Consider the following 19,004-nt stretch of genomic DNA (forward strand, 5'->3'; position numbering starts at 1 on the left):
GCCACACCCGCAGAGGCCGGACATGAGGACGGACCCCACGTGATGCTCACGGGGGGTCCGTTTCATCGCCGGGAAGCCGCCCAACTCCCGGCCCGCGCAGCTGACCGGTGGCCGTCACGCCCCGGTCGGCAGCACGCTTCGGTGGGCGCGGCGCGGTGACCGCTATATGCCCTTCACCAGGGCACAAACACCTCTACACACGAGTAGATTCGCCCATCTCACCTGGGAGGAGGGCGAGTTACGGAATGACGACGACGGGCCGCTTCGCCCGCTTGGCGAGCCGCCCCGCGACGGAGCCGAAGATGCGCCCCACGATGCCGTGAGTGGAGCCGACGACGATCGCGTCCGCCTCGTACTCCCGCCCGACCTCCTCGAGCTCGTGGCAGATGTCTCCGCCGCGCTCGACGAGGATCCAGGGCACCTCGGCCAGGTAGTCGGCACAGGCGAGCTCGAGGCCGAGCACCTCGGTGCGGTGATCCGGCACGTCGACGAAGACCGGTGGCTCGCAGCCGGCCCACACGGTGGTGGGCAGCCGGTTGGCGACATGCACGATGATCAGGCCCGAGCCGGAGCGATGGGCCATGCCGATTGCGTACGCGAGGGCGCGCTCGCTGGACGTGGAGCCGTCGAAGCCGACCACGACGCCGTGCTTGAAGGCGGGGTCGCAGGAGTGGCGTGGCTCTTCCGCCGCCAGGGGCTCGGCCGCCGTGGGGTCGGCGACGGGCCGCTTGCGGTCCGCTGGTTCGAAGAATTCGTGACCGGCCATGGCTGTCTCGGCGTTGTGATCCTTGTGTGGGAGGGACGACACTGTGCGGCGGAGCTGTGTCCGGGAATCATCTTCCCAACCCCATACCCCCAAGGGTACGGCGGCAAGCCTCCTTGGCCCAGCGCCCGCCCTCGGTCCGTGGGGGTTCCACGGAGCATGCACGAGGGGGCGCCCGCAACGCAATGGTTGCTGCGCTGTACAGGCGGTTTGCACAGGGTTCACATGGCCGTTCCCGTCCCGGACCCACGGACGGCCCCTCGATACAGTGACCGACCGGTCGAACGCGCGTTGACCTCCGTGAGCCACCCCGCAGGGAGACGCCACAGGGAGCACGCGATGACCGGACACCGACCGCCCTCCGAGGACTCCACCACGGACGTGGTCCGCTGGGCGGCCTTCAGCTGCGTCCTCGTCCCCGTGGTTCTCGTCTGCTACGGCACCTCGCTGGCCGGCGCGGCGGGCACGGCCCTCGGTCTCGCCGCCGTCACGGCCGTCTGCCGTATCCTCCTGCGCCAGTCGGAGCGCGGCGCGGCCCAACTGCGGGCGGAGGAGTGGACACCGCATCGTGGCCGTCGCCACAGGAGCGGCACCGGGGCCCATCGAGGCGGTCGTCACACCGGGGGAAATACACCGGTCGGCTGACCGGTTTTCATGCACCGGGACGATTCTTTTCAGCCAACTTCCGCATTGGGCGTGTCCCTTGGTCCGACCACCCCTCAACCCCCGTTCCACCTGCACGGATAGGGTCTCCGGGGTCCTGCGCACCCTACGTGGATTAGCCACCGCCGCAAGGCGCACTTCCCTGCACGGCCCACGAGTGCAACGCTTCGTGATCGAATGCTTTACGCCAAGTTGCCATGTCGACAATGTGCCGGATGACGAACTGGTCACGCCGACACCACGGGACACAGTAGATTCGATCTTGACGTCTTACGGCGGGGGACTCGTGCAGGACCGAGGGGAAACGTGCTGGAGCGACATGCCCGACAAGTTAGGGGCGCCGCGACCACCGAGGGGGGCTTAGCAGTATGAGCCACGACTCCACTGCCGCGCCGGAAGCCGCGGCCCGGAAGCTTTCCGGGCGACGCCGCAAGGAGATCGTCGCGGTGCTGCTGTTCAGCGGCGGCCCCATCTTCGAGAGTTCCATACCGTTGTCGGTGTTCGGGATTGACCGCCAGGACGCCGGCGTGCCGCGCTACCGCCTTTTGGTGTGCGGCGGCGAAGAAGGCCCACTGCGGACCACAGGGGGCCTGGAACTCACCGCACCGCATGGCCTGGAAGCGATCTCACGCGCGGGCACGGTCGTCGTACCGGCCTGGCGCTCGATCACTTCGCCGCCGCCGGAGGAGGCGCTCGACGCTCTGCGCCGGGCGCACGAGGAAGGCGCCCGCATCGTCGGGCTGTGCACCGGCGCCTTCGTTCTGGCCGCGGCGGGCCTGCTGGACGGCCGCCCCGCGACAACACACTGGATGTACGCACCGACGCTGGCCAAGCGCTACCCGTCGGTGCACGTGGATCCACGAGAACTCTTCGTGGACGACGGTGACGTACTGACCTCGGCCGGTACCGCGGCCGGAATCGACCTCTGTCTCCACATCGTGCGGACGGACCACGGCAACGAGGCGGCCGGCGCGCTGGCCCGGCGCCTGGTGGTCCCTCCGCGCCGCAGCGGCGGTCAGGAGCGCTACCTCGACAGGTCTTTACCAGAGGAGATCGGCGCCGACCCGCTCGCCGAGGTCGTCGCCTGGGCGCTGGAGCACCTCCACGAGCAGTTCGACGTGGAGACGCTGGCGGCGCGGGCGTACATGAGCCGTCGTACGTTCGACCGCCGGTTCCGCTCGCTGACGGGTTCGGCCCCGCTGCAGTGGCTCATCACGCAGCGGGTGCTGCAGGCGCAGCGGCTGCTGGAGACGTCCGACTACTCGGTGGACGAGGTCGCGGGCCGCTGCGGCTTCCGCTCGCCGGTGGCGCTGCGCGGGCACTTCCGGCGGCAGCTGGGCTCGTCCCCGGCCGCCTACCGGGCCGCGTACCGGGCCCGCCGTCCGCAGGGCGACAAGCCGGTGGACAGCGACGCCTCGGTGGGTCAGACCGGTCCCGCGCCCAGCCCGCCGGTGCAGCTGCACCCGGAGAGCGGTCCGGTACCGCTCCAGAGCCGCCGCACCCCGGCCCCCGTGGGCCCGTCCTCCGAGAACGGCCGCGAGCTGTACGTCGGAGGCCGGGCGAGCCTGCCGGGGCAGCGCAGCGGCACGTGACGTCCTGACACGGGGCGGGCCACCCGGCCCGCCCGGTGTCGCAGGTGCTCGCGCCGACGCGGGGCACCCAAAAGCAGACGTCAGCCGTAGGGTGTTCGCATGAACGATCGCATGGTGTGGATCGACTGCGAGATGACCGGCCTCTCGCTGTCCGACGACGCGCTCATCGAGGTTGCCGCCCTCGTCACCGACTCCGAGCTCAACGTGCTCGGCGACGGTGTGGACATCGTCATCCGCCCGCCGGACCAGGCGCTGGAGACGATGCCGGAGGTGGTGCGTCAGATGCACACCGCGTCCGGACTGCTCACGGAGCTGTCCGGCGGCACGACGCTCGCCGACGCCGAGGACCAGGTCCTCTCCTATGTCCGCGAGCACGTCAAGGAACCCGGCAAGGCCCCGCTGTGCGGCAACTCCGTCGGCACCGACCGCGGGTTCCTGCTCCGGGACATGCCCACTCTGGAGGACTACCTCCACTACCGGATCGTGGACGTCAGCTCCGTCAAGGAGCTCGCCCGGCGCTGGTACCCGCGGGCCTACTTCAACAGCCCGGAGAAGAACGGCAACCACCGTGCCCTCGCCGACATCCGCGAATCCATCGCGGAGCTGCGCTACTACCGCGAGGCGATCTTCGTCCCGCAGCCCGGACCCGACTCCGACACCGCGAAGACGATCGCCGCGAAGCACGTACTGCCGGGGCGGTAAAAGCCGGGCGCGAGCACCCCTTCAGACCCTGTACACTTTTTCTCGGCCGGTCAGGGAAACCCGGACAGCCGAACATGGTGGGTGTAGCTCAGTTGGTAGAGCACCTGGTTGTGGTCCAGGTGGCCGCGGGTTCAAGTCCCGTCACTCACCCCACTCACCTCAGCCGGTGATCCTGGAGACAGGGTCACCGGCTGAGGTCGTTTCAGGAGTCGGACGCCTTGAGCAAGGTCCGCGCGGCCTTGCGGAAGGCCGCGACCAACCGGCTCCGCTCCTCGGCTCGGGTCGCGAGGACCACATGGGCCGGGTCGACCCCGTGCAGCGGGACCGCGGTGACGTCGGGGCGCAGCGCACCGGCCCGGGGCAACGCCGTGATGGCCAGGGCCTGCCCGGAGGCGACGAGTTCGAACTTGTCCTCCAGGGCGTCGGCCAGCGGACCGCCGGGTGCCGGGCGGCCGTCCGGTCGGGGGTCGATGCGCCAGTACGCGTTCCAGACCGGGTCGGCCACCCGGACCAGCGGCTCGTCGGCGATGTCGTCGAGGGTGACGGACTCCTTGCCGGCGAGGCGGTGACCGACCGGGAGCACCAGGACCCGGGGCTCGTCGTAGAGGACCGTCACCTGCGCCCCGTCGGTCGGGAAGGGCAGCCGGGTCACCAGCACGTCGACCTTCAGCTCGGGCAGGGCCGTGGTCCGCTCGCCCCAGTCGACGTGCGCGGTCCTGACGTCGGCGTCCGGGTAGCGCTCGCGCAGTGCGCGCACCGCCGGGGTGACGATGATCCCCGCCGTGTACCCCACGGTGATCCGGCTCGGCTCGGCGGCCGCCCGGGCAAGGCTCGCCGCCTGGGCCGCCGAGCGCAGCAGCGCCTTCGCCCGGGGCAGGAAGACCTCCCCCGCCTCGGTGAGGCTGCTCCCCTGCGGGGTCCGCTCCAGCAGTCGCGCGCCCAGTTGCTGCTCCAGCCGCCGGATCTGCCGGCTCAGCGACGGCTGGGTGATGTGCAGCGCGTCGGCGGCCCGGCCGAAGTGCCGGTGCTCGGCGACGGCCGTGAAGTACCGGACCAGCCGGAGGTCGAGGTCGGTCATGCCCGAAGCGTACGCCGGGGTTCCCGACCGGTTCCCGCAGAGAAGGCTGCCACCTGCTGTCATGCCTGATACGTATTGCGCAATGCGGAACAAGCTTTGGACTCGCCCGGTCTCTCCTCCGCACGCTGGGACCCTCACTCGTCACAGCGAAGGATCACCATGCGTGTATTCGTCACCGGTGCGACCGGCTTCGTCGGTTCCGCCGTCACCCGTGAACTCCTCGACGCCGGGCACGAGGTCCTGGGCCTGGCCCGTTCGGACCGGGCCGTGGAGGCACTGAAGTCCGCGGGAGCGGAGGCGCACCGCGGGGACCTGAACGACCTCGACAGCCTGCGCCGGGGTGCCGAGGCGGCCGACGGGGTCGCCCACCTCGCGTTCATCCACGACTTCACCGACCTGACCACCTCCGGCGAGGCCGACCTGCGGGCGATCGAGGCCATCGGGTCCGTCCTCGAAGGCACCGGCAAGCCCTTCGTGGTCACCTCAGGCCTGCTGACGGCACCGGGGCGCCTCGGCACCGAGGAGGACCCGGCCGACCCGGACTCCCCCGCCAAGCACCGGCATGCCTCGGAGTTCGCCACGCTCGCGCTGGCCGAGCGCGGGGTGCGCTCGTCGGTGCTGCGGCTTCCCCCGAGCGTGCACGGCGAGGGCGACATCGGCTTCGTGCCCATGTTCATCGACTTGGCGCGCGACAAGGGCGTCTCGGCCATGGTGGGCGACGGCTCCAACCACTGGGCGGCCGTGCACCGGCTCGACGCGGCCCGGCTGTTCCGGCTGGCCCTGGAGGCGGCACCGGCGGGCGTACGGCTGCACGCGATCGGGGACGAGGGAGTGCCGTTCCGCGAGATCGCCGAGACCGTCGGGCGGGGGCTGGGGGTGCCGGTCACGAGCGTGGCCCCCGAGGAGGCGATGGACCACTTCGGCTGGCTCGGCCGCTTCGCCTCCATCGACATGCGGGCGTCCGGCACGCTCACCCGGAAGCTGCTGGACTGGCAGCCGGAGCACCCCGCGCTGATCCCGGACCTGGAGGCGGGCCACTACTTCAAGACCGCCTGAGCCACTCGGCTACGACACCGCCCGCCACGCCTCGACCAACTCCCTTACGCCGTCGAACCGTTCGCCAGGTTCCGGACGCGTGGCCCGTTCGACGACCGCGAGCTGTGCGGACGTACCGCGAAAGGCGTCCTCGCCCGGGCCGGCGTCCAGGAGGAGGCGGGCGGTGCGCCCGAGGAGGTGGACGGTGGTGCGGAGGTCGATGGTGGCTCCGCGCCGCCACTCCTCGGGGGCCATGAAGCGGGTGGAGCCCGGCAGGCGGTCCTCGGTCAGGACGAACGGGCCCGGGCGGTACTCGTCCAGGTCGATCAGGTGGAGCTCGTGGGCGCCGAAGTCGTAGAGGAAGGCGCCGTCGTAGAGATCCACGGCGACCTGACCCGCGGCCTCGACGGCGAGGTGGGCGTCCAGGATGCGGTCCAGGGCGTGGTGGACTCGGGCGAGGGGCAGGGCGCGGAAGCGGGCGCGCGCGGTGCGGTCGTAGAGGATCTCGCCGTCGTGCCACGGCATGACGACGGCCGTACGGCGGTCTCCCACGGTGATCCGGTGCAGTTGCGGGACGATCGCCGGATGCCGGACCGTGCGGTGGAAGGACCAGGCGCGGTCGAGCGAGCGCCGGCCGCGGTCGGTCGTGGCCTCCTTCACGAACCAGCGGGTGCCGTCGGGGAGCCGGACTCCGTGGGAGAGGCAGCCGGAGTCCTGTTCGCGGAACGAACGGAACACCTGACCCACGGTCCGCAGGTACGGCTCGGTCCCGTGGATCTCGTCGACGTCCAGCAGGGGATGGGCGGTCATGGCCTTCCAGGGTGATCCTTGCGTTCAACCTCTTGATGCTGCTGTGGCGCGTGGTCACCCCCGCCGCGACTCGCCGACGTCAGGACGACGCCCGCGCCACCAGTTCCGTGGCCAGGACCACCTGTCTGCGCTCCAGGCCCCGGGAGACCGCCGGGCGGCGGTCGGCGATCTCCGTGAGGAGGAGGTCGATCATGTGGCGGCCCATCTCCTCGATGGGCTGGCGGACGCTGGTCAGGGGCGGGTCCATGTGGCGCGCTATGGCCGAGTCGTCGTAGCCGATCAGGGCCACGTCGGAGGGGATGCTGCGCCCCTCCTCGCGCAGGACCTGGCGGGCGCCGGCCGCCATGACGTCCGAGCCGGCAAAGACCGCGTCCAGGTCGGGGCGGCGGGCCAGCAGCCTGGTCATGGCCCGGCGTCCGCCCTCCTCGGTGAAGTCGCCGGGTTCGATCAGCCGCTCGTCCACCTCGTGGCCCGCGTCGCGCAGCGCGTCCCGGTAGCCGTCGACGCGGCGCTGGGCGCCGTACACGTCGAGGCGGCCGGTGATGTGCGCGATCGCGCGGCGGCCGCCCGCCAGGAGGTGCTCCACGGCCGAGCGGCCGCCGCCGTAGTTGTCGGAGTCCACGGACGGGAGGGTTTCCGCCGCCGAGCGCGGGCCGCTGATCACCGCCGGGATCTCCAGCTGGGACAGCAGGTCGGGAAGCGGATCGTCGGCGTGGACCGACACCAGCAGGACACCGTCGACCCGGTGCGCCGCCAGGTACTGGGCCAGGCGCCGGCGTTCGCGGTCACTACCCGCGAAGATCAGCAGGAGCTGCATCTCGGTGTCCGAGATCTCGGCGCCCACACCCTTCAGCATGTCCGAGAAGTACGGCTCTGCGAAGAACCGCGTCTCCGGTTCGGGCACGACCAGTGCGATCGCGTCGGTGCGGTTGGCCGCCAGGGCGCGCGCCGCGGTGTTCGGGACGTACCCGAGCTCTGCCACCGCCGCCTCGACCGCCGCGCGGGTGGCGTCGCTGACCCGGGGCGAGCCGTTGATCACCCGGGAAACGGTCCCCCGGCCGACGCCGGCGCGCGCGGCCACCTCTTCGAGGGTGGGCCGGCCACCGCTTCGGCTCCGCGCTCCGTGGCTTGCCATGGGCTCCGCCTTCCCACCGTGTCTCTAAGCTGGCCTGGAATTTAACAGTCCCGTGTGTGGACGTGACGGTCACGGGGGCCGGTGGCCCCGCACCCCACTGCTTTGTGCGCGAGCGCCGGGGCGGGCCGAGTGGTTCCAGTTAACAGGCTGATAACTGAAGGCATCTCCCCTCGCGCACTCCCTTGACACCCTCGCTCCAACCCGCGAACCTTCAACACATCACTTGTGGGAGCGCTCCCACGGTACCTGACACATAAATATCCCGCACGTTCCCCGCCCGAGCCGCAGCAAGAACTAACGGGTCCAACAACGCAGTTGGCCGGGGGGTCGGCACGTCAGGCAACAGGAGGACGCAATGCGCACGACTACCCGCCGGTCCCACCGGCTGTTGGCCCTGGCGGCCGTCGCCGCACTGACTACGGGAGTGCTGGCCGGCTGTGCCGGCGACTCGGACAGCGACGACTCGTCGGGCTCGGGCAACAACTCGGGCGGCGGCAAGACCACGCTGACCGTCGGCACCTTCGGAGTCTTCGGCTACAAGCAGGCCGGTCTCTACGACGAGTACACGAAGCTGCACCCGGACATCACCATCAAGGAGAACGTCACCACCCGGACCGACGTCTACTGGCCGAAGGTCCTCACCCGGTTGCAGGCCGGCTCCGGCACGGACGACATCCAGGCCATCGAGGTCGGCAACATCACCGAGGCCGTGCAGACGCAGGGCTCCAAGTTCGTCGACCTCGGCAAGGAGGTCGACAAGTCGCAGTGGCTGGACTGGAAGAACGCCCAGGCCACGACCGCGGACGGCAAGCTCATCGGGCTCGGCACCGACATCGGCCCGATGGCGATCTGCTACCGCAAGGACCTGTTCGAGAAGGCCGGTCTGGAGACGGACCGCACCAAGCTCGCCGCGCAGTGGAAGGGCGACTGGAACAAGTACGTCGCCGTCGGCAAGGAGTACATGAAGAAGGCGCCGAGCGGCACCAAGTTCGTGGACTCGGCCTCCTCCGTCTACAACGCGGTCCTCAACGGTGAGAGCGAGCGCTACTACGACAAGAGCGGCAAGGTCATCTGGGACAAGTCCAACGGCGTGAAGAACGCCTGGGACGTCGCGATGTCCGTGGCGACCAGCAACATGTCGGCGAAGCTCAAGCAGTTCGACAAGCCGTGGGACCAGGGCTACGCGAACGCCTCCTTCGCCACCGTGGCCTGCCCCGCCTGGATGATCGGCTACATCCAGGAGAAGTCCGGCGAGGCGGGCAAGGGCAAGTGGGACGTGGCGGCCGCGCCGACCGCGGGCAACTGGGGCGGCGCCTTCATCGGCGTGCCGACGGCGGGCAAGCACCAGAAGGAAGCCATCGCGCTGGCCAAGTGGCTGACCGCGCCCGAGCAGCAGGCGAAGGTCTTCGCCAAGCAGGCCAGCTTCCCGTCGGCCCCGTCGGCGTACTCGACTCTGAAGGCGGCCCCCGCCACCACGGAGTTCTTCAGCAACGCGCCGATCACGCAGATCTTCTCCGACGCGGCGAAGACGATCCCGGCGCAGGTCTTCGGCGTCAAGGACCAGCCGATCAACACCGCGCTGACCGACATCGGCATCCTCCAGGTCGAGCAGAAGGGCAAGTCGCCCGACCAGGGCTGGGACGCGGCCACGAACGAGATCAAGGACGTGCTCGGCCAGTGACAAGCCCCAAGCAGGCACTCGCGCATCCCGCGTCGAGCGCCGAGGCCGCGCCCGGCTCCCAGCCGGGCGCGGCCCGGGGCGCTCACGGTCACGGTACGCCGCCCGAGGGCAAGAGCCCCTGGCGCAGCCGGCTGTACCGCTGGGACATGAAAGCGTCGCCGTACGTGTTCATCGCCCCCTTCTTCGTCATCTTCGGGGCGTTCTCGCTGATCCCGCTGCTGTACACGGTCTGGTACTCGCTGCACGACGTGCAGTTGTCCTCGCTGGACACCCAGACCTGGGCGGGCCTGGACAACTACCAGAACCTGCTGTCCTCGGACTTCTTCTGGAACGCCCTCAAGAACACCTTCACCATCGGTGTGATCTCGACCGTGCCGCAGCTGATGGCGGCGATCGGACTCGCGCACCTGCTCAACTACCGGCTGCGCGGCTCGACCGTCTGGCGGGTCGTGATGCTGACCCCGTACGCCACCTCGGTGGCGGCGGCGACCCTCGTCTTCACGCTGCTGTACTCGTGGGACGGCGGCATGGTCAACTGGCTCCTCGACTTCGTGGGCATCGATCCCATCAACTGGCGTGAGTCCGACTGGGGTTCGCAGTTCGCGGTGTCGTCGATCGTGATCTGGCGGTGGACCGGCTACAACGCGCTGATCTACCTCGCCGCGATGCAGGCGATCCCGGCCGACCTGTACGAGTCGGCGGCGATCGACGGGGCCAACCGCTGGCAGCAGTTCATCCATGTGACGGTCCCGCAGCTTCGGCCGACCATCCTGTTCACGGTGGTGGTCTCCACCATCGGCGCGACCCAGCTCTTCGGTGAGCCTCTGCTGTTCGGCGGGGTCAGCGGCTCCAAGGGCGGCTCCGAGCACCAGTACCAGACGCTCGGCCTGTACATGTACGACCAGGGCTGGATCATCGGCAACCTCGGCAAGGCGTCCGCGATCGCCTGGTCCATGTTCCTGATCCTGTTGATCGTTGCCGCGATCAACCTGCTGGTCACCCGACGTCTGAGGAAGACCCAATGACCACCAGTGAACTGACGCTGCCTCAGACAGAACCTCAGGCAGGGAAGAAGCGGGGCGCCTCCCGTCGGGTGATGGGCGCGGGCAAGCAGCTGCACGCGGGCCCGGTGACCTACCTGGTCCTGGCGGTCTTCGCGCTCGTCTCGCTGGCGCCCCTGGTGTGGACGGCGATCGCGGCCTCGCGCACCGACCACAGGCTCGCCGAGACGCCGCCGCCGCTGTGGTTCGGCGGGAACCTGTTCAAGAACATGCAGACCGCGTGGGACGAGGCCGGTCTCGGCACCGCGATGCTCAACAGCGTGATCGTCGCGGGCGCCATCACCATCAGCACCGTGCTGTTCTCCACGCTCGCCGGATTCGCCTTCGCCAAGCTGCGGTTCAGGTTCTCGGGCTTTCTGCTGCTGCTGACGATCGGCACGATGATGATCCCGCCGCAGCTGGCGGTCGTACCGCTGTATCTGTGGATGGCCGACCTCGGGTGGTCGAACCAGCTCCAGACGGTCATCCTGCCCACTCTTGTGACGGCCTTCGGCACCTTCTTCATGCGGCAGTACCTGTTGCAGGCGCTGCCGAGCGAGCTGATCGAGGCGGCCCGGGTGGACGGGGCGAGCAGCATCCGGGTGGTGTGGCACGTGGTCTTCCCGGCCGCGCGGCCGGCGATGGCCGTGCTCGGGCTGCTGACCTTCGTGTTCGCCTGGAACGACTTCCTGTGGCCGATCATCGCCCTGAACCAGCAGAACCCGACCGTGCAGGTCGCCCTCAACTCGCTGGGCACGGGTTATGTCCCCGACCAGGCCGTGATCATGGCGGGCGCGTTCCTCGGCACGCTGCCGCTGCTGATCGCCTTCATCCTGTTCGGCAAGCAGATCGTGGGCGGCATCATGCAGGGCGCGATCAAGGGCTGACACCCGTCCTACGGCTTTTCCGCCATCACTCCTGGGGCCGGGCCGGCGCCGCCTCGGCCCCTTCCCCTCCCCCTCCATCAGTCGCTCTGACGACCTCCAATGGGAGCGCTTCCATGCCTGAGTCCGAAACGCCGGCCGGCCCGGTGACCTTTCCCCCCGCCTTCCTGTGGGGCGCCGCGACCTCCGCCTACCAGATCGAGGGGGCGGTGCGGGAGGACGGCCGTACGCCCTCCATCTGGGACACCTTCAGCCACACCCCGGGCAAGACGGCCGGCGGCGACCACGGTGACATCGCTGTCGACCACTACCACCGCTACCGCGACGACGTGGCGCTCATGGCCGACCTCGGCCTGACGGCGTACCGTTTCTCGATCTCCTGGTCCCGGGTGCAGCCGACGGGCCGCGGCCCCGCGGTCCAGCGGGGTCTGGACTTCTACCGCCGGCTGGTGGACGAGCTCCTCGCGCACGGCATCAAGCCGGCCGTGACGCTCTACCACTGGGACCTGCCCCAGGAGCTGGAGGACGCGGGCGGCTGGCCGGAGCGCGACACGGCCTACCGCTTCGCCGAGTACGCGCAGATCGTCGGGGAGGCGCTCGGCGACCGGGTGGAACAGTGGATCACCCTCAACGAGCCGTGGTGCGCGGCCTTCCTGGGCTACGCGTCCGGGGTGCACGCGCCGGGCCGTACGGACCCCGCGGCCTCGCTGAAGGCGGCGCACACGCTGAACCTGGCGCACGGACTGGGCACTTCGGCGCTGCGCGGGTCGATGCCGGCCCGCAACTCGGTGGCGCTCAGCCTCAACTCCTCGGTGGTCAGGCCCTTCTCGCAGGACGCGGCGGACCTCGCGGCGGCGCAGAAGATCGACGACCTGGCCAACGGTGTCTTCCACGGGCCGATCCTGCACGGTGCGTATCCGCAGACGCTGTTCGCGGCGACGGAGCTGATCACGGACTGGTCGTTCGTCGAGGACGGCGATCTCGCCCTGATCAACCAGCCGCTGGACGCGCTGGGCCTCAACTACTACACGCCGGCACTGGTCTCGGCCGCCGACGCGGAGACAAGCGCACCGCGCGCCGACGGTCACGGCAGCAGCGCGCACTCCCCGTGGCCCGGGGCGGACGACGTCACCTTCCACCAGACCCCCGGTGAGCGCACGGAGATGGGCTGGACGATCGACCCGACGGGCCTGCACGACCTGATCATGCGCTACACCCGCGAGGCCCCGGGTCTGCCGCTGTACATCACGGAGAACGGCGCGGCCTACGACGACAAGCCCGACCCCGACGGCCGCGTCCACGACCCCGAGCGGATCGCCTACCTACAGGGCCACCTCGCCGCGGTCCGCCGCGCGATCGCCGACGGCGCGGACGTCCGGGGCTACTACCTGTGGTCCCTGCTGGACAACTTCGAGTGGGCGTACGGCTACGAGAAGCGTTTCGGCGCGGTCTACGTGGACTACGCGACGCTGGAACGGACACCCAAGTCCAGCGCCCTCTGGTACGGCCGGGCAGCCCGCACGGGCACGCTCCCGGAGGTCCAGAGCATCCAGTAGCCACCGCGGAGACGGGGGTCGGGGAACGGGGCGCGGCAGCCGAGGGGGGTGCCGCGCCCCGGCACATTCGTCACGTCGCGACAGCGCCTCGCCCCATTCCACTCCGTCGTGCGGTGGGCAGGGCTCGTGCGCAGTCCACCGCCCAGTTCGACCGCGGTGCGGCGCCAGCAGAGGTCCTGGCCCTGTTCCTGTGCTCAGATGCGACAAGTCTCCACTCCACGCACCGGCTGCGAGCACGGGCTGTACGACGACAAGGCGTACCGCTCCCCGCAGAGCTTGGACGTGTCGTCGACATCGGAAGTGAGCATGACCACCGGCCGATGCTGCCGCAGCGCCATCTCCGCGACTGCGGCATCGATCGCATACTTGTGGCCGTGAAGACCGGCGTTGATCAAGAGAGCGGAGGCGGCCTTCGCCTCCTCGTCACCGACGGGCACGATCCGCAGCCCGGACAGGACCCACGCAAGCCGGGCCTTGTCCGTCCGTCGATGGACGGCCTCGATGACGGTGAGCGCGCTGATCACCGCCTCCATGCCGCGCTTGCGTGCTTCGGCGACAAGGGCCACGACTCGTTCGTCGTCGCCGACAAGCTTCGAAAGGCCCTCGCGGTCAAGGACGAGTGTGCCTTCGTGGCTCAGCTTGCGGCGGGCCACTGGCCCTCCTCGGCGAAGACCTCGCCGAGGACACGCCGGGCGCTCTCCTGCTCCTGCTCGGAGATCGGCCCGTTGCGATGTTCGTAGTCCGCCAGATACTCGTCGAGGATCTGGCCGCACAGCTCGCGCTCCACGGCCGCGGTGATGAATGCGGAAAACTCTCGCTTGCCGACCCGCTGACGGATCGCCTCAGCCGTTCCCCGCTCTCGTCCTCACGGCTCCCGTACGACCAGGACGTCCCCCGGCGCGACCGTCACCGCGCCGGCCCCGACCGGCTTGCCCGCCAACAGCTCCGTAGCCCCGGCCCGGACCTCGACCTCAGCATCCCGGTCCCCGTGATTGATCAGGAAGAGGTAGTCGGCGTCCTCGCCCCTCCGCAGCACCGCCTCGACACCGTCCGGTGTCTCTCGCACCGGCTCCACTCCCGCCTCCCGGCGAATGCGGTCCAGCAACCCGGCGAGGGTCTCCGGATCCGGGTGGGTCGCCAGGTACCAGGCCACGCCCTCGCCGTAGGTGTACCGGGTGACCGCCGGAACTCCGGTGAGGGGGCCCGAGGTGTACGACGTGACGGTCTCCGCTCCGGCGGGCGCGACCCGCTCCGACCACAGGGACGCCGTACCCCCGCCGCTCAGGCCGAGGGACTCGTCCGGCAGCAGCGGGAACAGTTCGTCCGTGCTGACGCCGAGTGCCTCGCGGAAGGCGCCCGGATAACCGCCCAGGCGGACATGGCAGTTGGTGTCGACGGCCCCGCTGTGGAAGCCGACGACCAGGGTGCCGCCGCCCGACGCGAAGCCGGTCAGGTTCTCCGCGCCCGCGTCGTCGACCAGGTAGAGGGCGGGCGCGAGGACGAGGCGGTACCGCGACAGGTCCGCCGACGGGTGGACGAAGTCCACGGCCACGCCGGAGCGCCACAGCGGCTCGTACCAGGCGCGGACCATGTCGAGGTAGCGCACCGACTCGCTGGGCTGGGAGGGGAGTTCCAGGGCCCAGCGGGCGTTCCAGTCCCAGACGACGGCGACCGAGGCGGGGCTGGTGCTGCCCCGCACCTCCGCCAGTGCCTTCAGGTCCGCGCCCAGCGCCACCACGTCCCGCCAGATCTGGCTGTCGGTGCCGGCGTGCGGGAGCATCGCCGAGTGCCACTGTTCGGCGCCCGCCTTCGCGGCCCGCCACTGGAAGTAGGCGATGCCGTCGGCACCTCGGGCGACGTGCCCCAGGGCGTTGCGGCGCAACTCACCGGGATTCTTCGCCCGGTTGACGGGCTGCCAGTTCACCGCGCCCGTCGAGTGCTCCATCAGCAGCCACGGGCCGCCCGCCAGCGAACGGACCAGGTCGCCGCTGAGCGCGATGTCGATCTGCGACTCGGGGTCGGTGGAACGCAGGTAGTGGTCGTTGGAGACGACGTCCAGCTCCGGTGCCCAGCGCCAGTAGTCCAGCGCGTCGAAGTTGTACATCACCATGAAGTTGGTGGTGGCCGGCACCGCGGGGGCGGCCTCCCGCAGCACCTCACGCTCCGCCTTGCACAGCGCCAGCAGCGCGTCGCTGCAGAAGCGGCGCCAGTCCAGCTGATGGGTCGGGTTGGGCACAGCGCCGGTGGCGCGGGGCGGGATGATCTCGTCCCAGTCGTAGTACCACTGGCTCCAGAAGGCCGTACCCCAGGCGTGGTTCAGGGCTTCCAGATCGCCGTACCGCGACCGCAGCCACGCCCGGAACGCCTCCGCGCTCGCGTCGCAGTAGCACTCCGCGTTGTGACAGCCGTACTCGTTGTGGACGTGCCACATCACGACGGCCGGGTGGTCGGCGTACCGCTCCGCGAGCACCCGGGTGATCCGCAGGGCCGCCTCCCGGTAGGCGGGGCTCGACGGGCAGAACGTCTGGCGGCTGCCGTACGACAGTCTCCTGCCGTCCCTGTCGACCGGCAGCGCCTGCGGGTGCTTGCGGAAGAACCAGGCCGGCGGGGCCGCGGTGGGCGTCGCCAGGTCGGCGGCGATGCCGTTCTCGTGGAGCAGGGCGAGGATCTTGTCGAGGCGCGCGAAGTCGTACTCGCCCTCGCGGGGTTCGAGGAACGCCCACGCGAAGATGTTGACGCTGACCATGTTCACGCCCGCCTCGCGCATGAGGCGTACGTCCTCGGCCCAGACCTCCTCGGGCCACTGCTCGGGGTTGTAGTCGCCGCCGTAGGCGATGCCCTCCGGGATCATCGGGCGTCTCCCGCGAGCAGCCGCCGGGTCGTCTCCACGCCCCACTGGTCCAGCGACAGCAGGCGGTCGCTCGACGCCATCAGGCCGCCCGTCGCCTCCACGTGGGCCGCCCAGCGCTCGCGGGTCTCCACGGCCGGGCGGGCCATCAGGCAGTCCGGGTCGTTGACCCAGAGCCGGCCGTGCTGCCACTGGCGGCCGACGCCGGTGAACTCCGCCGGGTCCTGGCCGGGCTGGCTGTAGTCGTCGGCCTCGGGGCGCCGGTGCGGGGCCGTGTCGGGGCTGACCCGCATCGCGTCGAACAGGCCGATGGAGGGCAGGACGGGCGCGCCGCAGCCGAGCAGGTAGGCGTCCTCGCCGATGGCCTCGCGGATCAGCTCGATCCCGGAGCGGTACGCCGTGAGCGCGTCCTCGGAGGAATGCCGTACGCCTTCCAGCGCCCCCGCGTACAGGAAGTCGACCTTGAAGTAGTCGTAGCCCTCGGACACCAGGGTCCTGAAGACCGACGCCAGGTACTCCGCCGCTTCGGGGCGGGTCGTGTCCAGGACGCACAGGTCGTGGCCCCAGTTGCGGCCGGCGTGCAGGAAGCCTCCGTCGAGGTCCTCGACCAGCCAGTCGGGGTGCTCGGCGGCCAGGTCACCGGCCGGGTCGACCAGGAAGGGGGCCGTCCAGATGCCGGCGCGGCGGCCCCGGGCCCGGATCGCGTCGGCGATGGCCGCGCGGGAGCGGAAGCGGCCGGAGAGGGTGAGCCAGTCGCCGAGGGCCTTCTGGTAGCCGTCGTCGATCTGGACGACGTCGATGGGCAGGTCGAGGGTGTCCATCGCACGGAGGTTCTCGTGGATGTCGTCCTCGGTGACGCCGGTGAAGTACTCGTACCAGGAGCACCAGACCGTGGGCGCCGGGCGCGGGGCCTCGACCCCGAGTCCGGCGGCCCACTCGGCCAGCGCCGACTGGATGTCCGTACCCGTGAACTCCTTCACCGGGCCGTCGGCGGAGACCTCCGCCACGGAGCCTTCGGCGACCAGGCGGATCGACGGGACCTCGTGCAGCGGGTCCGTCGCCGCCCACAGCCGTACCGGCGATCCGTCGCCCGGGTCCAGCGCCAGCAGCCCCTCGCCCTGGAAGGCGCCTTCGGGGACGGTGACACCCGGGCGGTAGCAGACCGTCGCCCAGTTCTCGTTCGTCGGACGGTACGGCTGGTCGCCGAGGGCGTAGACGCCGCTGGGGCTCCAGGACTGCCAGCCCTCCTCGTGGACGCGGGCCTTTCGGGGATCCACGGGCACGGAGGCGAGCGGCGTGAAGGGGTGGGGCACGGTGGTTCTCTCTCAGGTGCGGGCGGTCAGCCCTTGTTGGCGCCGAGGGTCAGTCCGCTGACGAACTGGCGCTGGAGCACGAAGTACACGATCAGGGTGGGGATCGCGGTGAGCAGGGCGCCGGCGGCGACCAGGTTGGGGTCGGTGAAGTACTGGCCGGAGAGGTTGTTCAGGGCCGAGGTGATCGGCATGTTCTCGCCGGTGGAGATCAGCACGATGGCCCAGAAGAAGTCGTTGTAGATCCAGATGGACAGCAGGGTGCCCAGGGCCGCCATCGCGGGCTTGCACAGCGGCAGCACGATCTGCCAGTACATCCGCCACACGGAGGCGCCGTCGACCAGGGCGGCCTCGGTGAGCTCGTGGGGCAGCATGCGCATGTAGTTGGACAGTACGAAGGCGCAGAACCCGGACTGGAACGCCACGTGGATCAGGACCAGGCCGAGTGCGGAGTCGTACAGCTTGCCGCTCATGGTGATGCCGGGCAGGTCGATGAGCAGGTACATGCGGTACAGCGGGGTGATGATGACCTGCTGCGGCAGCAGGTTGCCGGCGGTGAAGACCAGCAGCAGGAAGATGTTCAGCCGGAAGTCGAAGCGGGAGACGTAGAACGCGACCATCGACGACACCAGCAGGGTGACCAGCACCGCCGGGACCGCGATGAGCAGTGTGTTCCCGAAGTAGTGGAGCATGTCGGACTGCTCGAACGCGTTTTTGAAGTTGTCGAAGTTCAGCTTGTCCGGCCAGGAGACGTAGCCCTTGGTGCTGGTCTCGCTGTAGGGGCGCAGGGCCGCGAAGACGGCCCAGAGCAGCGGGGCGAGCCAGGCCAGCGAGGTGCCGATCAGGAAGACGTGCAGCAGGATCCGGGCGGGGCGCAGGGGGGTGCGCTGCTTGGCGCCGAGCGCGACGGTGGGGGTGCTCATGCGCTGCGCTCCTTGCGGAAGGTCGAGATCAGGTACGGGATGATCACGACGAGGGAGATGACCAGCAGGACCACCGCGATCGCGGAGCCGTAGCCGATGCGGCTGGACTCGCCGATGATGTTGTTGGTGATCAGGATCGACAGCAGCTCGGTGCCCTGGGCGCCCTTGTTGAAGACGAAGACCAGGTCGAAGGCGCGCAGCGCCTCGATGATGGTGACGACCAGGACGACGGTGTTGGTGGGGCGCAGGGTGGGGAAGATGACGTTCTTGAACGTCTGCCACTCGTTCGCGCCGTCCAGCGAGGACGCTTCCCGCAGCGAGGGGTCGACGCCCTTGAGGCCGGCCAGGTACAGGATCATCATGTAGCCGGTGTGCCGCCAGGACGCGGCGATCAGCACCGCCCACAGGTTCAGGTGCGGGTCGCCGATCCAGTCGATGTAGTGGCCGGGCTTGTTGGCCCCGATCAGGCTGTTGATCAGTCCGGTGTCGGGGTTGTAGACCAGCTGCCAGACGAACCCGGTGACCGCGAGCGAGACCACGACCGGCAGGAAGAACGCGGTCTGGTAGACCCGGGAGAAACGGATCTTCTTGTCCAGCTGCACGGCCAGGAACAGGCCGAACGGCGTCGGGATCAGGATGAGCACCACGAACCAGATGACGTTGTGCTCGACGGCCGGCCAGAACTGCGGGTTGTCGTTGAACAGCTGCTTGAAGTTGTCCAGGCCGACCCACTTGATGGAGCCGAAGCCGATGCCGTCCCAGCTGGTGAATGCCAGGGCGATCGAGGCCAGCGCGGTGACCCAGACCAGGGCCACGTGCAGGACGGTGGGCACGCCGGCCATGAAGCCGAGCGTGATGCGGTCACGGCGGGTCAGCAGGCGCTTGTGCCCCCGCGGGACCCGCTTCTTGACCGGCGCGGGGCCCGAAGGCGGCACGGCGGCCGCCTCCGGGCTCTTCATGTTCGTGTCGGTAGTCATTTTGCCG

18 protein-coding genes and 1 tRNA gene are annotated in these 19,004 nt (G+C 69.9%); 9 read left to right on the forward strand and 10 right to left on the reverse strand.

Features of this window, described 5'->3' with window-relative positions; genetic code table 11:
* Positions 1–238: 238 nt before the first annotated feature.
* Complete coding sequence (locus tag QF027_RS18260; protein ID WP_020277234.1) at positions 239–766, reverse strand: universal stress protein; 528 nt, start codon at positions 764–766, stop codon at positions 239–241.
* A 336-nt stretch (positions 767–1,102) separates the two neighbouring features.
* Between QF027_RS18260 and QF027_RS18265 the strand changes: the two genes are divergently transcribed.
* The 4 genes from QF027_RS18265 (at position 1,103) to QF027_RS18280 (ending at position 3,873) form a co-directional block, all read left to right on the forward strand.
* Entirely contained in the window at positions 1,103–1,408 is a 306-nt protein-coding gene (locus QF027_RS18265) for a hypothetical protein (protein WP_306980899.1), read from the forward strand.
* Positions 1,409–1,794: 386 nt separating this feature from the next.
* The gene (locus QF027_RS18270; RefSeq protein ID WP_306980897.1) at positions 1,795–3,018 is read left to right on the forward strand and encodes a GlxA family transcriptional regulator; all 1,224 of its coding nucleotides are present in this window, start codon (positions 1,795–1,797) and stop codon (positions 3,016–3,018) included.
* Positions 3,019–3,117: 99 nt separating this feature from the next.
* On the forward strand, positions 3,118–3,720 hold the full coding sequence (gene orn / locus QF027_RS18275) for an oligoribonuclease (RefSeq protein ID WP_057609681.1): 603 nt from the start codon (positions 3,118–3,120) through the stop codon (positions 3,718–3,720).
* Positions 3,721–3,797: 77 nt separating this feature from the next.
* Positions 3,798–3,873 (forward strand) — tRNA-His (locus QF027_RS18280).
* A gap of 49 nt (positions 3,874–3,922) precedes the next feature.
* Here QF027_RS18280 and QF027_RS18285 read toward each other — a convergent pair.
* Positions 3,923–4,798, reverse strand: a complete 876-nt coding sequence (locus QF027_RS18285) for a LysR family transcriptional regulator (RefSeq protein ID WP_306980892.1) — start codon at positions 4,796–4,798, stop codon at positions 3,923–3,925.
* Positions 4,799–4,957: 159 nt separating this feature from the next.
* Here QF027_RS18285 and QF027_RS18290 point away from each other — a divergent pair, with 159 nt between their 5' ends.
* Positions 4,958–5,854, forward strand: coding sequence for an SDR family oxidoreductase (locus tag QF027_RS18290; protein WP_307075677.1), 897 nt, complete (start codon positions 4,958–4,960; stop codon positions 5,852–5,854).
* Between the two features lie 9 nt (positions 5,855–5,863).
* Here the strand turns inward: QF027_RS18290 and QF027_RS18295 are convergent, their stop codons facing one another.
* Complete coding sequence (locus QF027_RS18295; protein WP_306980887.1) at positions 5,864–6,643, reverse strand: serine/threonine protein kinase; 780 nt, start codon at positions 6,641–6,643, stop codon at positions 5,864–5,866.
* 79 nt (positions 6,644–6,722) lie between these two features.
* Complete coding sequence (locus QF027_RS18300; protein ID WP_306980886.1) at positions 6,723–7,778, reverse strand: LacI family DNA-binding transcriptional regulator; 1,056 nt, start codon at positions 7,776–7,778, stop codon at positions 6,723–6,725.
* A 355-nt stretch (positions 7,779–8,133) separates the two neighbouring features.
* On the opposite strand from QF027_RS18300, the gene QF027_RS18305 reads away from it, so the two are divergent.
* The 4 genes from QF027_RS18305 (at position 8,134) to QF027_RS18320 (ending at position 12,939) form a co-directional block, all read left to right on the forward strand.
* A complete protein-coding gene (locus QF027_RS18305; RefSeq protein WP_306980884.1) occupies positions 8,134–9,459 on the forward strand; it encodes an ABC transporter substrate-binding protein in 1,326 nt (441 codons plus the stop codon).
* On the forward strand, positions 9,456–10,484 hold the full coding sequence (locus QF027_RS18310; protein WP_307075679.1) for a carbohydrate ABC transporter permease: 1,029 nt from the start codon (positions 9,456–9,458) through the stop codon (positions 10,482–10,484). The genes QF027_RS18305 and QF027_RS18310 overlap by 4 nt, the downstream gene beginning before the upstream one ends.
* Entirely contained in the window at positions 10,481–11,386 is a 906-nt protein-coding gene (locus tag QF027_RS18315) for a carbohydrate ABC transporter permease (protein WP_306980879.1), read from the forward strand. The genes QF027_RS18310 and QF027_RS18315 overlap by 4 nt, the downstream gene beginning before the upstream one ends.
* A gap of 113 nt (positions 11,387–11,499) precedes the next feature.
* Positions 11,500–12,939, forward strand: a complete 1,440-nt coding sequence (locus QF027_RS18320) for a GH1 family beta-glucosidase (RefSeq protein WP_307075681.1) — start codon at positions 11,500–11,502, stop codon at positions 12,937–12,939.
* A gap of 194 nt (positions 12,940–13,133) precedes the next feature.
* On the opposite strand, the gene QF027_RS18325 is transcribed toward QF027_RS18320, so the two are convergent.
* From QF027_RS18325 to QF027_RS18350, 6 genes are all read right to left on the reverse strand, one after another.
* Entirely contained in the window at positions 13,134–13,592 is a 459-nt protein-coding gene (locus QF027_RS18325; RefSeq protein ID WP_307075684.1) for a DNA-binding protein, read from the reverse strand.
* Positions 13,574–13,726 (reverse strand): hypothetical protein, encoded by a 153-nt coding sequence (locus tag QF027_RS18330; RefSeq protein WP_307075686.1) that lies wholly within the window; start codon positions 13,724–13,726, stop codon positions 13,574–13,576. The genes QF027_RS18325 and QF027_RS18330 overlap by 19 nt, the downstream gene beginning before the upstream one ends.
* 78 nt (positions 13,727–13,804) lie before the next feature.
* A complete protein-coding gene (locus QF027_RS18335) occupies positions 13,805–15,790 on the reverse strand; it encodes a beta-galactosidase (RefSeq protein ID WP_307075688.1) in 1,986 nt (661 codons plus the stop codon).
* Complete coding sequence (locus tag QF027_RS18340) at positions 15,787–17,100, reverse strand: glycoside hydrolase family 36 protein (protein ID WP_307075690.1); 1,314 nt, start codon at positions 17,098–17,100, stop codon at positions 15,787–15,789. Before QF027_RS18340 ends, QF027_RS18335 begins: the two co-directional genes overlap by 4 nt.
* 26 nt (positions 17,101–17,126) lie before the next feature.
* On the reverse strand, positions 17,127–18,020 hold the full coding sequence (locus QF027_RS18345) for a carbohydrate ABC transporter permease (RefSeq protein ID WP_306980871.1): 894 nt from the start codon (positions 18,018–18,020) through the stop codon (positions 17,127–17,129).
* Positions 18,017–18,997: a carbohydrate ABC transporter permease gene (locus QF027_RS18350; RefSeq protein ID WP_307075692.1), complete on the reverse strand. Its 981-nt coding sequence runs from the start codon at positions 18,995–18,997 to the stop codon at positions 18,017–18,019. The genes QF027_RS18345 and QF027_RS18350 overlap by 4 nt, the downstream gene beginning before the upstream one ends.
* Between the last annotated feature and the right edge of the window lie 7 nt (positions 18,998–19,004).

It is taken from the genome of Streptomyces canus (genome assembly GCF_030816965.1).
In the GTDB taxonomy this organism is placed as follows: domain Bacteria; phylum Actinomycetota; class Actinomycetes; order Streptomycetales; family Streptomycetaceae; genus Streptomyces; species Streptomyces canus_E.

Excerpts from the sequence above, each read along its gene's own strand:
- QF027_RS18260 (WP_020277234.1), bottom strand. The coding sequence starts at position 766 with ATGGCCGGTCACGAATTCTTCGAACCAGCGGACCGCAAGCGGCCCGTC.
- QF027_RS18265 (WP_306980899.1), top strand. The coding sequence starts at position 1,103 with ATGACCGGACACCGACCGCCCTCCGAGGACTCCACCACGGACGTGGTC.
- QF027_RS18270 (WP_306980897.1), top strand. The coding sequence starts at position 1,795 with ATGAGCCACGACTCCACTGCCGCGCCGGAAGCCGCGGCCCGGAAGCTT.
- orn (WP_057609681.1), top strand. The coding sequence starts at position 3,118 with ATGAACGATCGCATGGTGTGGATCGACTGCGAGATGACCGGCCTCTCG.
- QF027_RS18285 (WP_306980892.1), bottom strand. The coding sequence starts at position 4,798 with ATGACCGACCTCGACCTCCGGCTGGTCCGGTACTTCACGGCCGTCGCC.
- QF027_RS18290 (WP_307075677.1), top strand. The coding sequence starts at position 4,958 with ATGCGTGTATTCGTCACCGGTGCGACCGGCTTCGTCGGTTCCGCCGTC.
- QF027_RS18295 (WP_306980887.1), bottom strand. The coding sequence starts at position 6,643 with ATGACCGCCCATCCCCTGCTGGACGTCGACGAGATCCACGGGACCGAG.
- QF027_RS18300 (WP_306980886.1), bottom strand. The coding sequence starts at position 7,778 with ATGGCAAGCCACGGAGCGCGGAGCCGAAGCGGTGGCCGGCCCACCCTC.
- QF027_RS18305 (WP_306980884.1), top strand. The coding sequence starts at position 8,134 with ATGCGCACGACTACCCGCCGGTCCCACCGGCTGTTGGCCCTGGCGGCC.
- QF027_RS18315 (WP_306980879.1), top strand. The coding sequence starts at position 10,481 with ATGACCACCAGTGAACTGACGCTGCCTCAGACAGAACCTCAGGCAGGG.
- QF027_RS18320 (WP_307075681.1), top strand. The coding sequence starts at position 11,500 with ATGCCTGAGTCCGAAACGCCGGCCGGCCCGGTGACCTTTCCCCCCGCC.
- QF027_RS18335 (WP_307075688.1), bottom strand. The coding sequence starts at position 15,790 with ATGATCCCGGAGGGCATCGCCTACGGCGGCGACTACAACCCCGAGCAG.
- QF027_RS18345 (WP_306980871.1), bottom strand. The coding sequence starts at position 18,020 with ATGAGCACCCCCACCGTCGCGCTCGGCGCCAAGCAGCGCACCCCCCTG.
- QF027_RS18350 (WP_307075692.1), bottom strand. The coding sequence starts at position 18,997 with ATGACTACCGACACGAACATGAAGAGCCCGGAGGCGGCCGCCGTGCCG.